At 71.4% G+C, this 18,500-nt stretch carries 18 protein-coding genes; 11 read left to right on the top strand and 7 right to left on the bottom strand.

What is annotated here, in order from left to right:
• Positions 1 to 24: 24 nt before the first annotated feature.
• Positions 25 to 801, bottom strand: coding sequence for a dimethylargininase (gene ddaH / locus ACZ48Z_RS11650; protein WP_468735625.1), 777 nt, complete (start codon positions 799 to 801; stop codon positions 25 to 27).
• 129 nt (positions 802 to 930) lie between these two features.
• Entirely contained in the window at positions 931 to 1,365 is a 435-nt protein-coding gene (locus tag ACZ48Z_RS11645) for a DUF6194 family protein (protein WP_468735654.1), read from the bottom strand.
• 51 nt (positions 1,366 to 1,416) lie between these two features.
• Here ACZ48Z_RS11645 and ACZ48Z_RS11640 point away from each other — a divergent pair, with 51 nt between their 5' ends.
• Positions 1,417 to 2,127 carry a MerR family transcriptional regulator gene (locus ACZ48Z_RS11640; RefSeq protein ID WP_468735624.1) on the top strand — a complete coding sequence of 237 codons (711 nt, stop codon included), beginning with the start codon at positions 1,417 to 1,419 and terminating at the stop codon, positions 2,125 to 2,127.
• Here the strand turns inward: ACZ48Z_RS11640 and ACZ48Z_RS11635 are convergent.
• The gene (locus ACZ48Z_RS11635) at positions 2,096 to 3,718 is read right to left on the bottom strand and encodes an ABC-F family ATP-binding cassette domain-containing protein (protein ID WP_468735623.1); all 1,623 of its coding nucleotides are present in this window, start codon (positions 3,716 to 3,718) and stop codon (positions 2,096 to 2,098) included. The two genes, ACZ48Z_RS11640 and ACZ48Z_RS11635, sit on opposite strands and share 32 nt — an antisense overlap.
• Positions 3,719 to 4,047: 329 nt before the next feature.
• Here ACZ48Z_RS11635 and ACZ48Z_RS11630 point away from each other — a divergent pair, with 329 nt between their 5' ends.
• Positions 4,048 to 4,701 (top strand): GOLPH3/VPS74 family protein, encoded by a 654-nt coding sequence (locus tag ACZ48Z_RS11630; protein ID WP_468735622.1) that lies wholly within the window; start codon positions 4,048 to 4,050, stop codon positions 4,699 to 4,701.
• A gap of 244 nt (positions 4,702 to 4,945) precedes the next feature.
• Here the strand turns inward: ACZ48Z_RS11630 and ssgD are convergent, their stop codons facing one another.
• A complete protein-coding gene (gene ssgD, locus ACZ48Z_RS11625) occupies positions 4,946 to 5,362 on the bottom strand; it encodes a spore wall synthesis regulator SsgD (protein WP_468735621.1) in 417 nt (138 codons plus the stop codon).
• Positions 5,363 to 5,648: 286 nt separating this feature from the next.
• Between ssgD and ACZ48Z_RS11620 the strand changes: the two genes are divergently transcribed.
• Positions 5,649 to 6,713, top strand: coding sequence for a WD40/YVTN/BNR-like repeat-containing protein (locus ACZ48Z_RS11620; protein WP_468735620.1), 1,065 nt, complete (start codon positions 5,649 to 5,651; stop codon positions 6,711 to 6,713).
• A gap of 51 nt (positions 6,714 to 6,764) precedes the next feature.
• Positions 6,765 to 7,094 (top strand): plasmid stabilization protein, encoded by a 330-nt coding sequence (locus ACZ48Z_RS11615; protein ID WP_468735619.1) that lies wholly within the window; start codon positions 6,765 to 6,767, stop codon positions 7,092 to 7,094.
• 3 nt (positions 7,095 to 7,097) lie between these two features.
• On the opposite strand, the gene ACZ48Z_RS11610 is transcribed toward ACZ48Z_RS11615, so the two are convergent.
• Positions 7,098 to 7,394 carry a YciI family protein gene (locus ACZ48Z_RS11610; protein WP_468735618.1) on the bottom strand — a complete coding sequence of 99 codons (297 nt, stop codon included), beginning with the start codon at positions 7,392 to 7,394 and terminating at the stop codon, positions 7,098 to 7,100.
• A 42-nt stretch (positions 7,395 to 7,436) separates the two neighbouring features.
• On the opposite strand from ACZ48Z_RS11610, the gene ACZ48Z_RS11605 reads away from it, so the two are divergent.
• Positions 7,437 to 8,126 (top strand): endonuclease V, encoded by a 690-nt coding sequence (locus ACZ48Z_RS11605; RefSeq protein WP_468735617.1) that lies wholly within the window; start codon positions 7,437 to 7,439, stop codon positions 8,124 to 8,126.
• A gap of 85 nt (positions 8,127 to 8,211) precedes the next feature.
• The gene (mmpA, locus tag ACZ48Z_RS11600) at positions 8,212 to 8,370 is read left to right on the top strand and encodes a morphogenic membrane protein MmpA (RefSeq protein ID WP_389101881.1); all 159 of its coding nucleotides are present in this window, start codon (positions 8,212 to 8,214) and stop codon (positions 8,368 to 8,370) included.
• A 7-nt stretch (positions 8,371 to 8,377) separates the two neighbouring features.
• On the opposite strand, the gene ACZ48Z_RS11595 is transcribed toward mmpA, so the two are convergent.
• A complete protein-coding gene (locus tag ACZ48Z_RS11595) occupies positions 8,378 to 9,556 on the bottom strand; it encodes a saccharopine dehydrogenase family protein (protein WP_468735616.1) in 1,179 nt (392 codons plus the stop codon).
• Between the two features lie 293 nt (positions 9,557 to 9,849).
• On the opposite strand from ACZ48Z_RS11595, the gene ACZ48Z_RS11590 reads away from it, so the two are divergent.
• The 4 genes from ACZ48Z_RS11590 to ACZ48Z_RS11575 are packed head-to-tail and all read left to right on the top strand — an operon-like array spanning position 9,850 to position 15,607.
• Positions 9,850 to 10,986: a CaiB/BaiF CoA transferase family protein gene (locus ACZ48Z_RS11590; protein ID WP_468735615.1), complete on the top strand. Its 1,137-nt coding sequence runs from the start codon at positions 9,850 to 9,852 to the stop codon at positions 10,984 to 10,986.
• Positions 10,983 to 12,125 (top strand): acyl-CoA dehydrogenase family protein, encoded by a 1,143-nt coding sequence (locus ACZ48Z_RS11585; protein ID WP_468735614.1) that lies wholly within the window; start codon positions 10,983 to 10,985, stop codon positions 12,123 to 12,125. The genes ACZ48Z_RS11590 and ACZ48Z_RS11585 overlap by 4 nt, the downstream gene beginning before the upstream one ends.
• 21 nt (positions 12,126 to 12,146) lie before the next feature.
• Positions 12,147 to 13,361 carry an acetyl-CoA C-acetyltransferase gene (locus ACZ48Z_RS11580; RefSeq protein ID WP_468735613.1) on the top strand — a complete coding sequence of 405 codons (1,215 nt, stop codon included), beginning with the start codon at positions 12,147 to 12,149 and terminating at the stop codon, positions 13,359 to 13,361.
• A gap of 41 nt (positions 13,362 to 13,402) precedes the next feature.
• Positions 13,403 to 15,607 carry a 3-hydroxyacyl-CoA dehydrogenase NAD-binding domain-containing protein gene (locus tag ACZ48Z_RS11575; protein WP_468735612.1) on the top strand — a complete coding sequence of 735 codons (2,205 nt, stop codon included), beginning with the start codon at positions 13,403 to 13,405 and terminating at the stop codon, positions 15,605 to 15,607.
• Between the two features lie 464 nt (positions 15,608 to 16,071).
• Here ACZ48Z_RS11575 and ACZ48Z_RS11570 read toward each other — a convergent pair whose 3' ends face one another.
• Entirely contained in the window at positions 16,072 to 16,839 is a 768-nt protein-coding gene (locus tag ACZ48Z_RS11570) for a MerR family transcriptional regulator (RefSeq protein ID WP_468735611.1), read from the bottom strand.
• Between the two features lie 186 nt (positions 16,840 to 17,025).
• Here ACZ48Z_RS11570 and ACZ48Z_RS11565 point away from each other — a divergent pair, with 186 nt between their 5' ends.
• On the top strand, positions 17,026 to 18,492 hold the full coding sequence (locus ACZ48Z_RS11565; protein WP_468735610.1) for an amino acid permease: 1,467 nt from the start codon (positions 17,026 to 17,028) through the stop codon (positions 18,490 to 18,492).
• The last annotated feature ends 8 nt before the right edge of the window (positions 18,493 to 18,500 follow it).

Raw genomic sequence — 18,500 nt, 5'->3', positions numbered from 1 at the left:
TGTTGGGATGATGCACTCGCCCGCTCAGGCGTACAGCTCCCGCAGCCGTACTGAGAGGCACGTCACACAGCCTTCGAGCTTCTCGAACTCGCTGATGTCCACCACGACCGGTTCGAGACCGAGGTCGGTGAGCAGCTCCGCCGTCCTCGGCGCGCTCGCGGCCATGAGGAGTGCGGGGCCGCCGAGGAGGACGACGTGGGAGCCCGCCTCCTCCGGTACGGACAGGAAGCGCGGGAAGAGCGAGGGCCGGTCCACCTTGGGGATGTGCCCGATGACGGTCCCGTCGGGCAGCGCCGTGACCGCCGACTTCAGGTGCAGCACCTTGCTCACCGGTACGGCGACGACCCGGGCCCCGAGCGGTTCGAAGGCGGCCCGCAGCTGCTGGACGCCGGCCGCGTTGGTGCGCCCGCCGCGGCCGACGTAGATCGTGTCGCCGACCTTCAGGACGTCACCGCCGTCCAGGGTGCCCGGCTCCCAGATCCAGTTCACCGAGCAGCCGAGCCGTGCCACGGCCTCCTCGACGCCGATGGTCTCCGCGCGCCGGGACTCGGCACCGGAGCGGGCGATCAGGGCGACGTTCTTGTACATGACCACGGTGTCCTCGACGAACACCGAGTCCGGGCAGTCGTCCTCCGGGTCCACCTCGACGGTCTCCCAGCCGTGCGTGCGCAGGGCCTCGACGTACGCCTCCCACTGTTCGAGCGCGAGATCGACGTCGACCTTCTCCCGCTCGACGTGCGTCACCAGGCCTTCGGCGAGGCGCGGACCGGGGCGGCGGACGAGGGCCTTCTTGCTGGGCACGAGGGGACTCCGAATCGGCGGGACGGGGGTGGCCCCCGTGAGGGGCGCCGGTCAGCCATCATGCAGCGCCGGTCCGTGTCGACAAAACCCCCCTCGTCAGGCTGTGGCCCTCCTGAGACGCGGCACGGCTCACGAGCGCCGCCGCACGGCACGCGCGCGTGCCGCCTCATGGGCCGTGCGCAGCAGCCGTACGACCGTCCCGGCCGTCCGCTCGCCGGGGTTCACGACGCAGATCCAGCCGAGCGTGCCGTAGACCGGGTGCGGCAGCATCACATCGGCCGTCGCGAGGTCGTGGTCCCGCTCCACGAGGTCCGCGAACGCCGCACGGCCCACATGCACGTTGACCCGCCAACGGCCGGCGGGGTCGAGGTCGGAGGCGGTGTCGCCGGGGTGGTTCTTCGTGACGATGGTCCCGTACGGCTGCGTGTGCCGCGGCATCCGGCCGTCGGGGGCGTAGTAGAAGAACGCGTCGCCCCACGCGATCTCGGGGGAGTCCCCACCGGGCGCCGGGACGACCACGAGTGCCCCGTCGAAGCCCCGTACGGTCGCGATGATCTGTTCCATACTCATGGTTCAAGCGTGACCTTCAAGTGCTTCTGTGGGGTTTGCCGAACGATGCGCACCGTCGACGTCGCCAGGGAGTCCGGATACTCGGTGCAGCAGGTGCGCGATCTGGAGCGGTCGGGCGTCCTTCCGCCGGCCGACCGCGCGGACAACGGCTACCGCCGCTACTCGCACGCGCATGTGAAGACCCTGCGCGCCTACCGGGGACTTGCCGGTGCCGTCGGGCCCGTCGAGGCCCGGCAGCTGCTCGCGAGGCTACGGACGGGGCCCGTCGAGGCGGCGGCCGCCGCGGTCGGGGAGGTTCACGTCCGGCTCGCGCGTGAGCGCGGGGAAGCACTGCGCGCGCAGCAGGCACTCCGTGCGATCCGGGCCGAGGAGAGTGGCCATGACGGCGACGACTTCATGACGATCACGCAGCTCGCGGAAGCGCTCGGCGTGCGGTCCTCGACCCTGCGGTTCTGGGAACAGGAAGGACTCCTGCACCCCGAACGGGTCACCACGCTCCGGGCGCGCCGCTACGGTCCGCAAGCCGTCGGGGCCGCCCGCATCGTGGCCGCCCTGCGCTCCAGTGGCCACGGCGTCCCGGCCGTGCGCGAGATCATGCGTTCCCTGGACAGCCGTGACGGTCTGGACGTGACCCGGCGCATCCTGCGGGAGCGGCTGGACCGGATCGCCGCCCGGAGCGTGGCGCTGCTCCGGGCGGGAACCGATCTGGCGGCCGTCGTGGACGCTACGCGGGGAACTCCAGGTCCTCCGGAGTGACCTCCCGCAGCTCACCGTCCAGCATCAGCCAGCGCGTGATGCCGACCGACTCCAGGAACGGCAGGTCGTGACTGGCCACGACCAGCGCGCCCTCGTAGGACTCCAGGGCCGTGGTCAGCTGCCGCACGCTCGCCATGTCGAGGTTGTTCGTCGGCTCGTCGAGCATGAGCAGCTGGGGTGCCGGCTCGGCCAGCATCAGCGCGGCCAGCGCCGCCCGGAAGCGTTCGCCGCCGGACAGTGTGGACGCCTGCTGGTCGGCCCGGGCGCCCCGGAACAGGAAGCGGGCGAGACGGGCCCGGATCCGGTTGTTGGTGGCGCCCGGCGCGAACCGGGCCACGTTCTGCGCGACCGACAGCCCGTCGTCGAGGACGTCGAGCCGCTGGGGCAGGAAGCGGAGCGGGACGTGGGCGGTCGCCTCGCCCGACACCGGCTCCAGCTCCCCGGCGATCGTCCGCAGCAGCGTCGTCTTGCCCGCGCCGTTGCGCCCGATCAGCGCGACCCGCTCCGGGCCCCGCAGGTCGAGGCCGCCCGCCACCCGTGCCCCGTACGCGAGTTCCAGATCCATGAGGGTGAGGACCGTACGGCCCGGCGGTACGGCCGTGTACGGCAGGTCGACGCGGATCTCGTCGTCGTCCCGTACCGCCTCCACCGCCTCGTCGAGCCGGTCCTTCGCCTCGGCGAGCCTCTCCTCGTGCATGATGCGGTGCTTGCCCGCCGACTCCTGCGCCGACCGCTTGCGGGCCCCCATGACGATCTTCGGTTCGCGCTTCTGCTCGAACATCTTCTGGCCGTACCGCTTGCGGCGGGCCAACTTGACCTGGGCGTCGGACAGTTCGCGTTTCTGTTTGCGGAAGTCGGACTCGGCGACGCGCACCATCCGCTCCGCGGCGTCCTGTTCGACGGCCAGGGCCTCCTCGTAGGCGGAGAAGTTGCCGCCGTACCAGGTGACCTCACCGGCGCGCAGATCGGCGATCTGGTCGACCAGGTCGAGGAGTTCGCGGTCGTGGCTGACCACGACCATGATCCCCGGCCAGGCGGCGACCGCTGTGTACAGCCGCCTGCGGGCGTACAGGTCGAGGTTGTTGGTGGGCTCGTCCAGCAGCAGGACGTCCGGGCGGCGCAGCAGCAGTGCGGCCAGCCGCAGCAGCACCGACTCACCGCCCGAGACCTCGCCGATCGTGCGGTCCAACCCGATGTGCCCGAGGCCGAGTTCACCGAGGGTGGCGAGGGCCCGCTCCTCCACGTCCCAGTCGTCGCCGACCGTCTCGAAGTGCTCCTCGGCCACGTCACCCGCCTCGATGGCGTGCAGGGCGGCGCGCCGCGCGGCGATGCCGAGCGTCTCGTCGACCTTCAGGGAGGTGTCCAGGGTGACGTTCTGCGGGAGGTATCCGACCTCGCCCGTGACGCGCACGGCGCCGTCCGCGGTGGTGAGCTCACCGGCGATGAGCTTCAACAGGGTTGATTTCCCTGAGCCGTTGATGCCGACGAGACCGGTCCGGCCGGGGCCGAAGGCGACGTCGAGGTCCTCGAAGACGGTTGTGCCGTCGGGCCAGGAGAAAGCGAGAGAGGTGCAGGTGATGGAAGCAGACATACGAGTCTCCGCGGTTGCTCGAAGCGAGAAGGGGCAAACGCGTATCGAGACACCTGCGACCGACAGGAGACGAGAGGACGACGGGGGCACGAAAAAGCAAAAGGCCCTGCTCGTCGGGGACGGCTCGGATGCCGAGGTCGCACGCAGCGCACACACTCCAGGTGTGTGACACGGTGTCTCAGGACCTCAGACGAGCAACGTCCTTCTCCGATCGACGACAACAGAACCGTTGTACAACGTACGAGGCGTCCGCAGGGGTGTCAACGGATTAACGGGAGCCCGCCCGTGGGTCCCGCCCGCGCCGCCCCCCACCACCCGAAGGAGCCCCCGTGCCCGACGGCTCGCTCTCCCTGCCGGCCCGTCTCTACCTGCTGGCCTGGGACACCTCGAAGTCCGAGCTCACCGGTCCCGCCCAGGTGCCCCAGCTGGTCCGGGCCGGTGCCCTCACCGAACTGGCCCGGCGCGGTCTGCTGCTCGACGATGACGGCATCGCCACCCCGGTCGACATGGACGCGCACACCGGGGACGCCGTCCTGGACGGACTTCTCGAACTGGTCCGCGAGTCCCGGCCGCACCGGTGGCGGACCTGGGTGACGCTCCGGTCCCGGATCACCCTGGACGCCGTACGCGAACAGCTCACCGCGGAGGGATATCTGCGGGCACACAAGAAGCGGGCCCTCGGGCTGTTCCCCACGGTGGATCACGACCTGGGCCGGCCGGCCGCGGTGCGGGCACTGCAGGAGGAGGCGCGGCAGATCCTGCGCGGGCCGGTGCCGGCCGGACAACCGTCGGAACGGGACGCGGTCCTCGTCGCCCTCGCGGCCGCCGCCGGACTGCGCACCCTGCTGCCCCGCGGGGAGCATCACCAGGCACGCGTCGAGGAACTGCTCGAGCGCGGCGGACAGGCGTCTCCGGTGCTGCGCATGGTCCTGCACGAGGTGAGCGGGGCGCTGGCGACCGCCTCGGTCACAGCGGGAGCCTGAGCGCGGCTCGGTGGCGGCTCGGCCAGGTGGGGGAGGGGCTTCCCGTCCGCCGAGAGGTCATGGTCCGGGGGCCGTCAACCCGTGTCGTCGGCTTCGCCTCGGCGTCAGCGTCGGTGTCGAAGGACCGGTGCGTGTCCGGCGGCTGTTGCCGAGTCGTCCCGCCGGGAGCGCAGGGGGAAGCGCCATGCATCGGATAAACGCGTCGGACAAACCGCAGGGCGCCTCGGCAAGCCCTGCGAACGCCTCAGAGGGCGTCGCGCATCAGCTCCGCGAGGTCGTGGTCGAGGTCGAGCTGGAGGTGCTCCAGGCCGGCCGGCACGAGGTCGTTCGTCGCCTCCAGGAACCGGCGCAGTTCGCCCGTGCGGACATGCACGACGGCGGTGCCCTCGGGAGCGTGGAACTCAAGAACGGTGCGGTCGTAGCCGTACGGCCGCACCCGGACGTCGCCGTGGCCCTCGGGCTCGTGCAGACCGGTGCTGAGCAGATCGCGGCTGAAGGTCCAGCAGACCTCGACGCCCTCCAGGGTGGCCGGGGCGGGGAAGGTCATGCGGACGGCGAACGGATCACAGCGGTCGTAGTGCAGTGTGGCGGGAATACTCGGCATCCGCGGTGCCGCGGCGACGAGACGGGCCTGGACGGGCTGCTCGATGACGGTGGACAACGCCTTGCTCCCTTGTGACGGCTGGTGGGACTTCCCGGTGGGACGGGCACTGGAAGAGACGACGGAATGGGCCAATCCGTGTACACGAAAGTCGAGTGACCTGTGTCACCGTCTTCATGCACCGGTGTGATCCAACCCTCCTCCCGTGCCAGGAGGGACACGTGTGGCGTCCTGCGCATGACCCGGCGGGCGGCCGAGGGCATCTGGACGGCGCAGGGAGCGTGCACTAGCTTCGCCCGCCATGAGGCGTTTGGGGAACACGCGAGACAAGAGACGAACGGGCCTGATGAGCCGGAGGATCGTTGCGGGGGCGGCCTGTGCGGCGGCGGTGGTCGCCCTGACCGCCGTACCGGCCCAGGCACATGGCCCGGAAAGCCGTACACCGCACTGGGAACCCAAGGACAGCGGCGCACCCACGGCACGGTTCCGGGGTCTGTCGGCCGTCAGCCGGGACACCGCCTGGCTCGCCGGCACCCAGGGCACCGTGCTGCGCACCACGGACGGCGGGGCGAGCTGGCGGAACGTCTCGCCACCCGGTGCCGTCGATCTCCAGTTCCGGGACATCGAGGCCTTCGACGCGCGCCGGGCCGTCGTGCTGGCCATCGGGGAGGGCGAGGCGTCCCGGGTGTACCGCACCGAAGACGGCGGCGCGACCTGGACCGAGTCCTTCCGCAACACCGACGCCAAGGCCTTCTACGACTGCCTCACCTTCTTCGACCACCGCCACGGACTGGCCATGAGCGACCCGGTGGACGGAAAGTTCCGCGTCCTGTCGACCTCCGACGGCGGCCGCTCCTGGAAGGTGCTGCCGAACACCGGGATGCCGGCCGCGCTCGACGGTGAGGCGGGCTTCGCGGCGAGCGGGCAGTGCCTGGTCAGTTCCGGGCCCCGGGACGTCTGGCTGGCCACCGGCGGGGCCGCACGCGCGCGTGTGCTGCACTCCGCCGACCGGGGCCTGACCTGGACGGCGTTCGACACGCCGATCCCCGCGGGGGACCCGGCCAAGGGTGTCTTCGCGCTCGCCTTCCGCGACCGCGCGCACGGTCTCGCCGTCGGCGGTGACTACAACCCGGGCCAGGCCTCCCCACAGGCGGGTGCCCGCACGACGGACGGCCGTACCTGGCGGCCCGCCGCCTCCGCGCCGCCCGCCTACCGCTCCGGCGTCGCCTGGCTCCCGCACAGCCGCACCGCGGCCCTCGCGGTCGGCCCCACCGGCACGGACCTCACCACGGACGGCGGCCGCACCTGGCGGACCGTGGACACCGGCTCCTACGACACCGTGGACTGCACGGCCGACGGCGGCTGCTGGGCCGCGGGGGAGAAGGGGCGGGTGGCCCGTCTGGAGAACTGAGTGGCGCGATGCGGGGTACCCGGCCGCCGACGGCGAAAGGAGTGGTCCCCCATGCCGGCCGGTTCGAACTCCAAGCGCGAACGCCAGTACGAGCACATCAAGAAGAGCGCCCAGGACCGCGGCGAGAGCAGCGGACGGGCCGAGGAGGTCGCGGCGCGGACGGTCAACAAGGAACGCGCCAGGTCCGGCGAGTCCAGGACCGCCAGCCGCACCTCGACCGAGGACATGTCCTCGGGCAGGCGGGGCGGACAGCGGTCCGGCAAGGGCTCCCAGGGCCCGACCTACGACCAGCTCTACGAGGAGGCCAAGCGCAAGGGCGTCAAGGGCCGTTCGGACATGAACAAGAGCCGGCTCCAGCGCGCCCTGGGCGGCAAGAGCTGACGCTCAGCCCGAGGTCTCCCGGTAAGGCTCCAGCGCCGGGGCCGTCTTCGTCGCCTCGAACTCGGTGACGCGGTACGCGCACACCCCGGCCGTGACGAACGGGTCGCCCGCGGCGATCTCCTCGATGCGCGCACGATCCTCCGCGACGGCGATGATCACCCCGCCGTCGCGGGGGTTCTTGCGCCCGGACGCCAGGAAGACGCCGCGCTCGTACTGCTCGTCCAGCCAGGCGACATGCGCCGGCAGCACGGCGTCCACGGCATCGAGCGGGGCGGTGTGGGTCAGCTCCAGTACGAACATGATCGCGAGCCTACGCCGCCCCGCCGTACGCTCGTCCCCACCATGACGACAGTGGACATCCCCGCGGGCTGGCCCGCGACCGAGGAGCAGGCCCGCGCGGTCCAGGACGAGTTGAAGGCGAGGACGGTCCTCGACGAACCGGGTCCGCCGCCCGGCACCGGGCACGTCACCGGGGTCGACGTGGCCTACGACGACGAACGGGACGTCGTCGCGGCGGCGGCCGTCGTGCTGGACGCGTCGTCCCTGGCCGTCGTCGCCGAGGCCACCGCCGTCGGGCGGATCTCCTTCCCGTACGTCCCCGGCCTGCTCGCCTTCCGCGAGATCCCCACGGTGCTCGCCGCCCTCGCCGCGCTGCCGTGTCCCCCCGGCCTGGTCGTGTGCGACGGGTACGGCCTCGCCCACCCCCGCCGCTTCGGCCTCGCGAGCCACCTCGGCGTGCTCACCGGCCTGCCCACGATCGGCGTCGCCAAGAACCCGTTCACTTTCTCCTACGACGACCCCGGCGCCCGGCGCGGCGAGTGGGCGCCGCTGCTCGCCGGCTCGGACGAGGTGGGCCGCGCCCTGCGCACGCGCGAGGATGTGAAGCCGGTGTTCGTCTCCGTCGGCCACCGTGTGAGCCTCGACAACGCCTGCGCCCACACCCTCGCGCTCACCCCGGCCTACCGGCTCCCGGAGACGACCCGCGCGGCGGACGCGCTGTGCCGGCGGGCGCTGCGGGAGGCGACGTCCTGACGGGAGCCGGCAAGGGGGACTGAGTACGTCGTCTGAGTACCTGTACGGATGTGCGGGCCCCGGTGCGCTCGGCAGGCTGTCCCGCATGACGACGCACCGCATGACCCACCGTGCCGCCAAGCCCCTCGCCGACCCGAACCGGCCCGTCGAGCGTGCGGTGACCGCCGCGCTGGTCCTCGGCGTGCTCGCAGGGCTCGGCTGGATCGCCGGGATGATCTACACGGTGGCGGGCTGGTCCCTCTGAGCCGGACTCACCGGCTCGCCGCCACCCGGAAGACGATCCCCGCCCGCCGCAGCCGCTCGATCAGCGCGTCCCCCATCGCCACCGCCGTCGTGACCTGCCCGGAGGTCGGCGGCAGGTCGTCGAAGGCAAGGGACAGCGCGGACTCGGCGAACATCTTCGCCGTCTCGTCGTAGCCCGGGTCACCGCCCGTGACCTCGGTGAACACCCGTCGGCCGCCGCCCTCGCCGACGAAACGCACGGAGAACCAGCTCTTCGCCCGCTTCTCGGGACCCGGCCCCTCACCCGGCTTGACCCGGTCGGACAACCAGCGCCGGGCAGGCGGCAGTTGGGCCGCAGCGAACAGGGCGCCCACGGCCGCGACCCCGCCCACCGCCATGGGCAGCCGTCGTACGGCCGCGTAGTGGCGGTAGCGGAAGTCGGGGCCGTAGCGGTCCAGGGCCTTCGCGGAGCGCCGGACGATCTGTGCGTCGATGGTCGGCAGCGGCAGGGCCCAGGCGCCGACCTCCTGGGCGTAGCGCGGGGTTCCGGTCGGAGCTGTGGCGCGTCGGCCCACCAGGCGCGGCTCGTGCCGTCCGCGGTCGCGGGCGGCGGCGACCATCTGCCGGCCGCGCGCGAACTGGTTCAGCGCCGAGGCGAACGTTCCGCCGGAGAACGTGGCGTCCGCGGTCACGAACCCGTCGACGGTCAGCGGCACGCCCTCCGGCAGCTGCCGGACCGTGAAGTACGCCCCGAGGTCGTGCGGGATCGAGTCGAACCCGCACGCGTGCACCAGCCGTGCACCCGTCTCACGCGCGCGTGCGTCGTGCCGGACGTACATCAGGTCCACGAACTCCGGCTCCCCGGAGAGGTCGAGATAGTCCGTCCCGGCGTCCGCGCAGGCGGCGACGAGTTCCTCGCCGTACGTCAGGTAGGGGCCCACGGTGGTGGCCACCACGCGCGCGTGCCCGGCGAGCGTGCGCAGCGAGGCCGGGTCCGACACGTCGGCCGTGAGCACCTCCACGTTCGACCCCTCCGGCAGGCGTTCGCGCAGGGCCCGGAGCTTGTCCTCGCTGCGGCCGGCGATCGCCCAGCGCAGACCGTCCGGTCCGTGCGCGGCGAGGTACTCCGCGGTGAGGGTCCCGGCGAAACTGGTGGCCCCGAAGAGCACGAGGTCGTAGAGACGCTCCGACTTTTTCATCCTGCTCATGACACTCCTGGGTCCCACGGATCGCGCCGTTGTCGGTGGCCGAGGCTAGCGTGAGAAGTGCGGAGCCCGACGAGGAGCCCGGAGGTGGAACGGTGGCTGTGCCCGAAAGCGCACTGACGAAATGGGTGAAAGCGTGTGAGTTCGCCCTCGGGTCGCCGGACGCGGCGGAGTTCGGTGGGCGATGACCGGCCGATAATTGGCTAAGCGCTTGCTCGTTCTGGTCTTGTGTCCACGGGAACGTGTTCATAGCATCGCTGGTGTTACATCAGTTGTGTCACGCCAATGGGGGCTGGATGACAACGGCAAGGACGCCCGGGCACGGCCCGCTCACCGGCGTACGCGTGATCGAGCTGGCCGGCATCGGGCCGGGCCCGTTCGCGGGCATGCTCCTCGCCGACCTGGGGGCCGATGTCGTCCAGGTGTGCCGCCCCGGCGGCACCGCCCTCGCGATCGACCCCGACCACGACATCACCAACCGCAACAAGCGGTCGGTGGTCGTCGACCTCAAGGCCCCCGACGGCCCCGCGCGCGTGCTCGACCTCGCCGCCCGCGCCGACATCCTGATCGAGGGCAACCGCCCCGGCGTCGCCGAGCGCCTCGGGATCGGCCCCGAGCAGTGCCACGCGCGCAACCCCGCCCTCGTCTACGGCCGGATGACCGGCTGGGGCCAGGACGGGCCGCTGGCCGCGCGCGCCGGGCACGACATCGCGTACATCGCCGTCACCGGCACCCTCGGCCTGATCGGCGAACCGGGCCGTCCCCCCACCGTCCCCGCCAACCTCCTGGGCGACTACGCGGGAGGCTCCCTCTACCTCGTCGTCGGAGTCCTCGCCGCCCTGCACCACGCGCGCGCGGCGGGCACCGGCCAGGTCGTCGACGCCGCCATCGTCGACGGCACCTCCCACCTCACGGCGATGCTCCACGGCATGACCGCCGCCGGTGGCTGGCAGGACCGGCGCGGCGCCAACCTCCTCGACGGCGGCTGCCCGTACTACGGCACCTACGAGACCGCCGACGGCACGTACATGGCGGTGGGCGCGCTGGAGCCGCAGTTCTACGACCTGTTCCTGGACCTGCTAGGCCTGCCGGACTTCACCGACGCCCGCAAGGACTGGACCCGCTGGGGCGAACTGCGCGAGGCGGTCACGGCCCGCTTCAGGTCCCGCACCCGCGATGAGTGGACGGCCGTCTTCGAGGGCACCGACGCGTGCGTGGCGCCCGTCCTGTCGCTGCGCGAGGCCCCGCACCACCCGCACCTCGCCGCCCGCGGCACCTTCACCGACCACGGCGGCATCACCCAGCCCGCGCCCGCCCCCCGCTTCTCCGCGACCCCCACCGCCGTACGCACCGGGCCCGCCCGGCCCGGCGCCGACACCGCCGGCGTGGCACGCGACTGGGACGTACCCGATCTCCTGAGAGGCCCCGAATGAAACGCCGGATCTTCGCGCCCGAGCACGACGCGTTCCGCGAGACCGTGCGCGCCTTCCTGGTCAGGGAGGTCCTGCCGTACTACGAGCAGTGGGAGAAGGACGGCATCGTCTCCCGTGAGGCCTGGCGCGCGGCCGGCAAGCAGGGCCTGCTCGGCCTCGCCGTGCCCGAGGAGTTCGGGGGCGGCGGCACGACCGACTTCCGTTACGCCACCGTCCTGGCCGAGGAGTTCACCCGCGCGGGCACTCCCGGCCTGGCCCTCGGCCTGCACAACGACGTCATCGGCCCGTACCTCACCGGTCTCGCCACCGAGGAGCAGAAGCGCCGCTGGCTGCCCGGGTTCTGCGACGGCTCGCTCGTCACCGCCATCGCCATGACCGAGCCCGGCGCGGGCTCCGACCTCCAGGGCATCCGCACCCATGCTGAGGACCGGGGCGACCACTGGCTGCTGAACGGCTCCAAGACGTTCATCTCCAACGGGATCCTGGCCGACCTGGTGATCGTCGTCGCGAAGACCACCCCCGAGGGCGGAGCCCGCGGACTGTCGTTGCTGGTCGTCGAGCGCGGCACGGAGGGCTTCGAGCGCGGCCGCAACCTCGACAAGATCGGCCAGAAGGCCCAGGACACGGCCGAGTTGTTCTTCCACGACGTACGCGTCCCCAAGGCGAACATCCTCGGTGAGCGCGACGGCGCCTTCGGACACCTGGTGACCAACCTCGCCCAGGAGCGCCTGAGCATCGCCGTCGCCGCGGTCGCCGCCGCCGAACACCTCCTGGAGATCACCACCGCGTACGTCAAGGAACGCGAGGCCTTCGGCCGCCCGCTCGCCACCAAGCAGCACATCCGGTTCGAGATCGCCGAGATGGCCACCGAGTGCGCCGTCACGCGGACGTTCATCGACCGCTGCGTCGAGGACCACTCGGTCGGGGAACTGGACGCCGTCCACGCGTCCATGGCCAAGTGGTGGGCGACCGAACTGCAGAAACGCGTCGCCGACCGCTGTCTCCAACTGCACGGTGGTTACGGCTACATGAGCGAACATCCCGTTGCCCGTGCCTTCACCGACGGCCGCATCCAGACCATCTACGGGGGGACGACCGAGATCATGAAGGAGATCATCGGCCGTTCCCTCCTGAGCTGACCCTCCCCGAAAGGCCTCCTCGTGAGCACCGAAGCGTACGTGTACGACGCGATCCGCACCCCGCGCGGCCGCGGCAAGGCGAACGGCGCCCTGCACGGCACCAAGCCCATCGACCTGGTCGTGGGACTCATCCACGAGATCCGCGACCGCTTCCCGGACCTGGACCCGGCCGCGGTCGACGACATCGTGCTCGGCGTCGTCAGCCCCGTGGGCGACCAGGGCTCCGACATCGCCCGCACTGCGGCCATCGCCGCCGGACTGCCGGACACCGTCGCCGGCGTCCAGGAGAACCGCTTCTGTGCGTCGGGCCTGGAAGCGGTCAACCTGGCCGCCGCCAAGGTGCGTTCGGGCTGGGAGGACCTGGTCCTCGCGGGCGGCGTCGAGTCGATGTCCCGGGTGCCGATGGCCTCCGACGGCGGCGCCTGGTTCAACGACCCGATGACCAACCTGGCCGTCAACTTCGTGCCGCAGGGCATCGGCGCCGACCTGATCGCCACCATCGGGGGATTCACCCGCCGGGACGTCGACGAGTACGCGGCCCTCTCACAGGAGCGCGCGGCCACGGCCTGGAAGGAGGGCCGCTTCGGCCGCTCCGTCGTTCCGGTGAGGGACCGCGCGGGCCTGGTCGTCCTCGACCACGACGAGCACCTGCGACCGGGCACCACCGCCGACTCCCTTGCCAAACTCAAGCCCTCCTTCGCGGACATCGGGGAGCTCGGCGGCTTCGACGCCGTGGCCCTGCAGAAGTACCACTGGGTCGAGAAGATCGACCACGTCCACCACGCGGGCAACTCCTCCGGCATCGTGGACGGCGCCTCGCTCGTCGCGATCGGCTCCCGGGAGGTCGGCGAGCGCTACGGTCTCACCCCGCGCGCGCGGATCGTCTCCGCGGCCGTCTCCGGCTCCGAGCCCACCATCATGCTCACCGGCCCCGCCCCCGCCACCCGCAAGGCCCTCGCCAAGGCCGGTCTGACCATCGACGACATCGACCTCGTCGAGATCAACGAGGCCTTCGCGGCGGTCGTCCTGCGCTTCGTCCAGGACATGGGCCTCTCGCTCGACAAGGTCAACGTCAACGGCGGCGCGATCGCGCTCGGCCACCCGCTCGGCGCCACCGGCGCCATGATCCTGGGCAGCCTGATCGACGAACTGGAACGCCAGGACAAGCGGTACGGCCTCGCGACCCTCTGTGTCGGCGGCGGCATGGGCATCGCCACCATCGTCGAACGCATCTGACCTCTCCCACGGATACGACGGATCACACGGAGCACTTCCACATGAGCACTCAGTCCACGACCATCCGCTGGGAACAGGACCGCACGGGCGTCGTCACCCTCGTCATCGACGACCCGAACCAGTCGGCGAACACCATGAACCAGGCGTTCCGCGATTCCCTCGCGGTGATCACCGACCGACTGGAGGCCGAGAAGGACACCGTCCGCGGTGTCATCATCACCTCCGCCAAGAAGACCTTCTTCGCGGGCGGCGACCTGCGCGACCTCATCCGGGTCACACCCGAGACCGCGCAGGACCTCTTCGACGGCGGCCTCGCCATCAAGCGCGACCTGCGCCGCATCGAGACCCTGGGCAAGCCGGTCGTCGCCGCGATCAACGGCGCCGCCCTGGGCGGCGGTTACGAGATCGCCCTCGCCTGCCACCACCGCATCGCCCTCGACGCGCCCGGCTCCAAGATCGGCTGCCCCGAGGTCACGCTCGGCCTGCTCCCCGGCGGCGGCGGAGTCGTCCGCACGGTACGCCTCCTGGGCATCGCCGACGCCCTCCTGAAGGTCCTGCTCCAGGGCACCCAGTACGCCCCGCAGCGCGCCCTGCAGAACGGCCTGGTCGACGACGTGGCCACCACACAGGACGAACTCCTCGCCAAGGCCCGCGCGTTCATCGACGCCAACCCCGAGTCCCGGCAGCCCTGGGACAGGCCGGGCTACCGCATCCCCGGCGGCACCCCCGCCCACCCGAAGTTCGCGGCGAACCTCCCCGCCTTCCCGGCCAGCCTCCGCAAGCAGACCAACGGCGCCCCCTACCCGGCCCCGCGCAGCATCCTCGCGGCCGCCGTCGAGGGTGCCCAGGTCGACTTCGAGACCGCGCAGGTCATCGAGGCGCGCTACTTCGTGGAGCTGGCGGCCGGTCAGACGTCCAAGAACATGATCCAGGCGTTCTTCTTCGACCTCCAGGCCGTGAACTCCGGCGCGAACCGCCCCAAGGGCGTCGAGCCCCGCCAGGTCCGCAAGGTGGCCGTACTCGGCGCAGGAATGATGGGCGCGGGCATCGCCTACTCGTGCGCCCGCGCGGGCATCGACGTGGTCCTGAAAGACGTCTCCGCGCAGGCGGCGGCCAAGGGCAAGGCCTACTCCGAGAAGCTCTGCGCGAAGGCGGTCTCCCGGGGCCGTACGACCCAGGAGAAGGCCGACGCGCTCCTGGCCCGCATCACACCGACCGCGGACCCCCAGGACCTGGCCGGCTGCGACGCCGTCATCGAGGCCGTGTTCGAGGACTCGGCGCTGAAGCACAAGGTGTTCCAGGAGATCCAGCACATCGTGGAGCCGGACGCGCTGCTGTGCTCGAACACCTCGACGCTGCCGATCACGGCGCTGGCCGAGGGGGTGGAGCGCCAGGCCGACTTCGTCGGCCTGCACTTCTTCTCACCGGTCGACAAGATGCCGCTGGTCGAGATCATCAAGGGCGAGCGCACAGGAGAGGAGGCGCTGGCGAGGGCCTTCGACCTGGTCCGGCAGATCAGGAAGACCCCGATCGTCGTCAACGACTCGCGCGGCTTCTTCACCTCCCGCGTCATCGGGCACTTCCTCAACGAGGGCGTCGCGATGGTCGGCGAGGGCATCGAGCCCGCGTCGGTCGAACAGGCGGCGGCGCAGGCGGGCTATCCGGCGAAGGTGCTGTCGCTGATGGACGAGCTGACGCTCACGCTTCCGCGCAAGATCCGCAAGGAGACCCGGCAGGCGGTGGAGGAGTCGGGCGGCACCTGGACGCCCCACCCCGCGGAGACGGTCATCGACCGCATGGTCGACGAGTTCGGCCGCACCGGCCGCAGCGGGGGCGGCGGCTTCTACGACTACGGCGACGACGGCAGGCGCACATCCCTGTGGCCGGGTCTGCGCGAGCACTTCACCCGCCCGGCCTCCGAGATCCCCTCCGAGACGGTGCCTTTCAAAGACATGCAGGAACGCATGCTCTTCGCCGAGGCCCTGGACACGGTCAGGCTCCTGGAGGAAGGCGTCCTGACCTCGGTCGCCGACGCCAACATCGGCTCCATCTTCGGCATCGGCTTCCCGGGCTGGACCGGCGGCGTCCTGCAGTACATCAACGGCTACGAGGGCGGCCTCCCGGGCTTCGTGACCCGCGCACGCGAACTGGCGGAGCGGTACGGGGAGCGCTTCACGCCGCCGGCGCTGCTGGTGGACAAGGCGGCGAAGGGGGAGCAGTTCTCTTCCAGCCCGTCCGGCGCTTGAGGACGAGGCCCTTTCAGGGCCGATGGGGGTCTGGGGGCGCAGCCCCCAGGGAGCGGGGGTCGAAGGGGCAGCGCCCCTGAGGACGGGACGGGTAGGGGCGGCGGGGGCGAGAAGACCCTCCCCGCCGCCTCGTACCGCTGAGCGACACGCCCCCCTTGCCCCGCACCCCCCGACTCCCACGGCGACGGGCGGCCAGGGCACCTGCCCCGGCACCGAACCGGGCCCCCTCGACTTCACCCGGGCCGCCCGTTTCTTCGGCATCGACGCGGTCCGCGCCGCCGGCGCCGACCACCTGCGCGAACTGGTGGCCGGAGCCGGCGAACTGACCGGACCACTGCTCGTCGACGTGCCGGTCCGGGCGTAGGGCGTGCGGCGGACGTCCCGCCTGCCCGGCGCGCGGCGGGGTTCGTCAGGCCGGTGCGCAGGGCCCGGTTCGGCGAGGTGCCCGGCAGACCCTCAAGGGGTCAGGAGGCAGCCCCGCCCACCTCTGACGTCCACTCCCGCAGTTCCTCCTTCAGGGACCGCTGAAAGGCCGTCAACAGGGCCTGGACGACCACGGGTGCCATGTGCGCGGACAGCGACCTCACGTCCTGGGCGGCGCGTTGGGCCACCTCGCCCCGGAACAACTGCGACAACTCGTGCGCGGCGGCCCGGGAGTGCTCGATGAGCACCTTCCGCGAGGCCAGGATCGCCTCCTGGGACAGCGGGACGTCGAGCAGTCCGACACCCAGCCGGAGCAGCCCCAGGTCGACCCGGTAGGCGTCGCCGTCCCGCCGTACCACGTCCATCGCGGTGAGCCGCTCCACGTCGTCGTCGCTCAGTTCCCGCCCCGCGCGCCGCCGCAGTTCCTCCGGGGTCACCCGCTCCACGACGTCGGGAGCCCACGAGGCCACCACGGACCGGTGGATCGCCAGGTCGTGGGCGCTCAGGTCGGCCGGCAGCTGCTGCATGTACCGCTCGATCGCCGCCAGTGTCATGCCCTGCTGCTGCAGTTCCTCGATCAGTGCCAGGCGGGCGAGGTGCTCACGGCCGTAGTGACCGACCCGGCGGGCACCGATCACCGGTGGCGGCAGCAGCCCTCGCGTGCCGTAGAAGCGCACGGTGCGGACCGTGACCCCCGCCCGCGCGGCCAGCTCGTCGACGGTGAGCGTCGGCCCCTCGGCGTCAGCCTTCAGGCCGGCGTCGGCGTCGTGATCGGCATCGCGGCCATCGGGGGAGGCGTCGGTCGTCATGTGCAGCAGTATCGCTGTCTCACCAACGCTGTGAAACCCGCCCTCTGTGACGGCCGCCACCGTGTGGGATGTGGCGTGCGGGGCAGGCGAGCCCTCGGCCTGTGCCCTGCGTCAGGAGGTACGGGCCGACGCACGTCCGGACATCCGAGCGAGACCCCCCGGGGCGCACCAGAGAGTGGATCATCCGTGAGCAAGGACGCCGTGTCATCGGTACAGGCCGTCTCCCGCACCGACGTGGCCCAGGTGCCCGCGGACGCGGGCGACGCCGGCTACAGCAAGGACCTCAAGCCCCGCCACGTCAACATGATCGCCATCGGCGGGGCCATCGGCACCGGCCTCTTCCTGGGCGCCGGCGGACGCCTGCACACCGCGGGTCCGGCGCTCGCGCTCGCCTACCTCGTCTGCGGGATCTTCGCCTTCTTCGTGGTGCGGGCCCTCGGTGAGCTGGTCCTCTACCGCCCCTCCTCGGGCTCCTTCGTGTCGTACGCGCGCGAGTTCCTCGGTGAGAAGGGCGCCTACGTCGCCGGCTGGATGTACTTCCTGAACTGGTCGACGACCGGTATCGCCGACATCACCGCGATCGCGCTCTACACGCACTACTGGAGTCTGTTCACGGACATCCCCCAGTGGACGCTGGCCCTGATCGCGCTGGCCGTCGTCCTCGCCGTGAACCTGATCTCGGTGAAGATCTTCGGCGAGATGGAGTTCTGGTTCGCGATCATCAAGGTCGCCACACTCGTCGGCTTCATGCTGATCGGCATCTTCCTGCTCGCCACGCAGCACGAAGTGGGCGGTGGCACACCCGGCCCGAACGTGATCACCGAGAACGGCGGCGTCCTGCCGCACGGCGCGATGCCCGTCGTCCTCGTCATGCAGGGCGTGATCTTCGCGTACGCCGCGCTGGAGCTGGTCGGAGTCGCGGCGGGCGAGACCGCGGAACCGCAGAAGGTCGTCCCGCGCGCGGTGAACTCGATCATGTGGCGCGTGGCCCTGTTCTACGTCGGCTCGATCGTCCTCCTGGCCCTGCTGCTCCCCGGCTCTGTCTACTCGGCCGACGAGAGCCCCTTCGTCACCGTCCTGTCGAAGATCGGCATCCCGGCGGCGGGCGACGTGATGAACCTGGTGGTCCTGACGGCGGCGATGTCGTCCCTGAACTCGGGTCTGTACTCCACGGGCCGCATCCTGCGCTCCATGGCGACGGCCGGTTCGGCACCGAGGTTCACCGCGCGCATGAACCGCAGCCAGGTCCCCTACGGCGGCATCCTGCTGACCTGCGCGGTCTGTGTCCTCGGTGTCGGGCTGAACTACCTCATGCCGAGCCAGGCCTTCGAGATCGTGCTGAACATCGCCTCCCTCGGGGTCATCAGCACCTGGGTGATCATCATGGTCTGCCACCTGGTCTTCGTCCGCCGCGCCCGGGAGGGCCTGGTGACCCGCCCCTCCTTCCGCCTCCCCTTCAGCCCGGCCACCGAGATCACCACGATCGCCTTCCTCCTGGCCTGCCTCGGCATGATGTGGAACGACGCGGAGGTCGGCCGCAGGACCCTGCTCCTGATCCCGGTGATCGCGGCGCTCCTGGTCGCGGGCTGGTTCGCCGTCCGCCGCAGGGTCGACAGCAGGACCGACCGCGACCTGACCGGCCTGACGGACTGAGCAGGGGC

Source organism: Streptomyces sp. NPDC031225 (assembly GCF_055570355.1).
Note: the sequence above shows the minus strand (reverse complement) of the source record. Positions and strands in the feature narration are given on the sequence as shown.

What these genes read in the sequence shown, in the direction of transcription:
- ACZ48Z_RS11645 (WP_468735654.1), bottom strand. Translation starts at nt 1,365, where the DNA reads ATGGAACAGATCATCGCGACCGTACGGGGCTTCGACGGGGCACTCGTG.
- ACZ48Z_RS11640 (WP_468735624.1), top strand. Translation starts at nt 1,417, where the DNA reads ATGCGCACCGTCGACGTCGCCAGGGAGTCCGGATACTCGGTGCAGCAG.
- ACZ48Z_RS11635 (WP_468735623.1), bottom strand. Translation starts at nt 3,718, where the DNA reads ATGTCTGCTTCCATCACCTGCACCTCTCTCGCTTTCTCCTGGCCCGAC.
- ACZ48Z_RS11620 (WP_468735620.1), top strand. Translation starts at nt 5,649, where the DNA reads ATGAGCCGGAGGATCGTTGCGGGGGCGGCCTGTGCGGCGGCGGTGGTC.
- ACZ48Z_RS11615 (WP_468735619.1), top strand. Translation starts at nt 6,765, where the DNA reads ATGCCGGCCGGTTCGAACTCCAAGCGCGAACGCCAGTACGAGCACATC.
- ACZ48Z_RS11610 (WP_468735618.1), bottom strand. Translation starts at nt 7,394, where the DNA reads ATGTTCGTACTGGAGCTGACCCACACCGCCCCGCTCGATGCCGTGGAC.
- ACZ48Z_RS11605 (WP_468735617.1), top strand. Translation starts at nt 7,437, where the DNA reads ATGACGACAGTGGACATCCCCGCGGGCTGGCCCGCGACCGAGGAGCAG.
- mmpA (WP_389101881.1), top strand. Translation starts at nt 8,212, where the DNA reads ATGACGACGCACCGCATGACCCACCGTGCCGCCAAGCCCCTCGCCGAC.
- ACZ48Z_RS11595 (WP_468735616.1), bottom strand. Translation starts at nt 9,556, where the DNA reads ATGAGCAGGATGAAAAAGTCGGAGCGTCTCTACGACCTCGTGCTCTTC.
- ACZ48Z_RS11590 (WP_468735615.1), top strand. Translation starts at nt 9,850, where the DNA reads ATGACAACGGCAAGGACGCCCGGGCACGGCCCGCTCACCGGCGTACGC.
- ACZ48Z_RS11585 (WP_468735614.1), top strand. Translation starts at nt 10,983, where the DNA reads ATGAAACGCCGGATCTTCGCGCCCGAGCACGACGCGTTCCGCGAGACC.
- ACZ48Z_RS11575 (WP_468735612.1), top strand. Translation starts at nt 13,403, where the DNA reads ATGAGCACTCAGTCCACGACCATCCGCTGGGAACAGGACCGCACGGGC.
- ACZ48Z_RS11570 (WP_468735611.1), bottom strand. Translation starts at nt 16,839, where the DNA reads ATGACGACCGACGCCTCCCCCGATGGCCGCGATGCCGATCACGACGCC.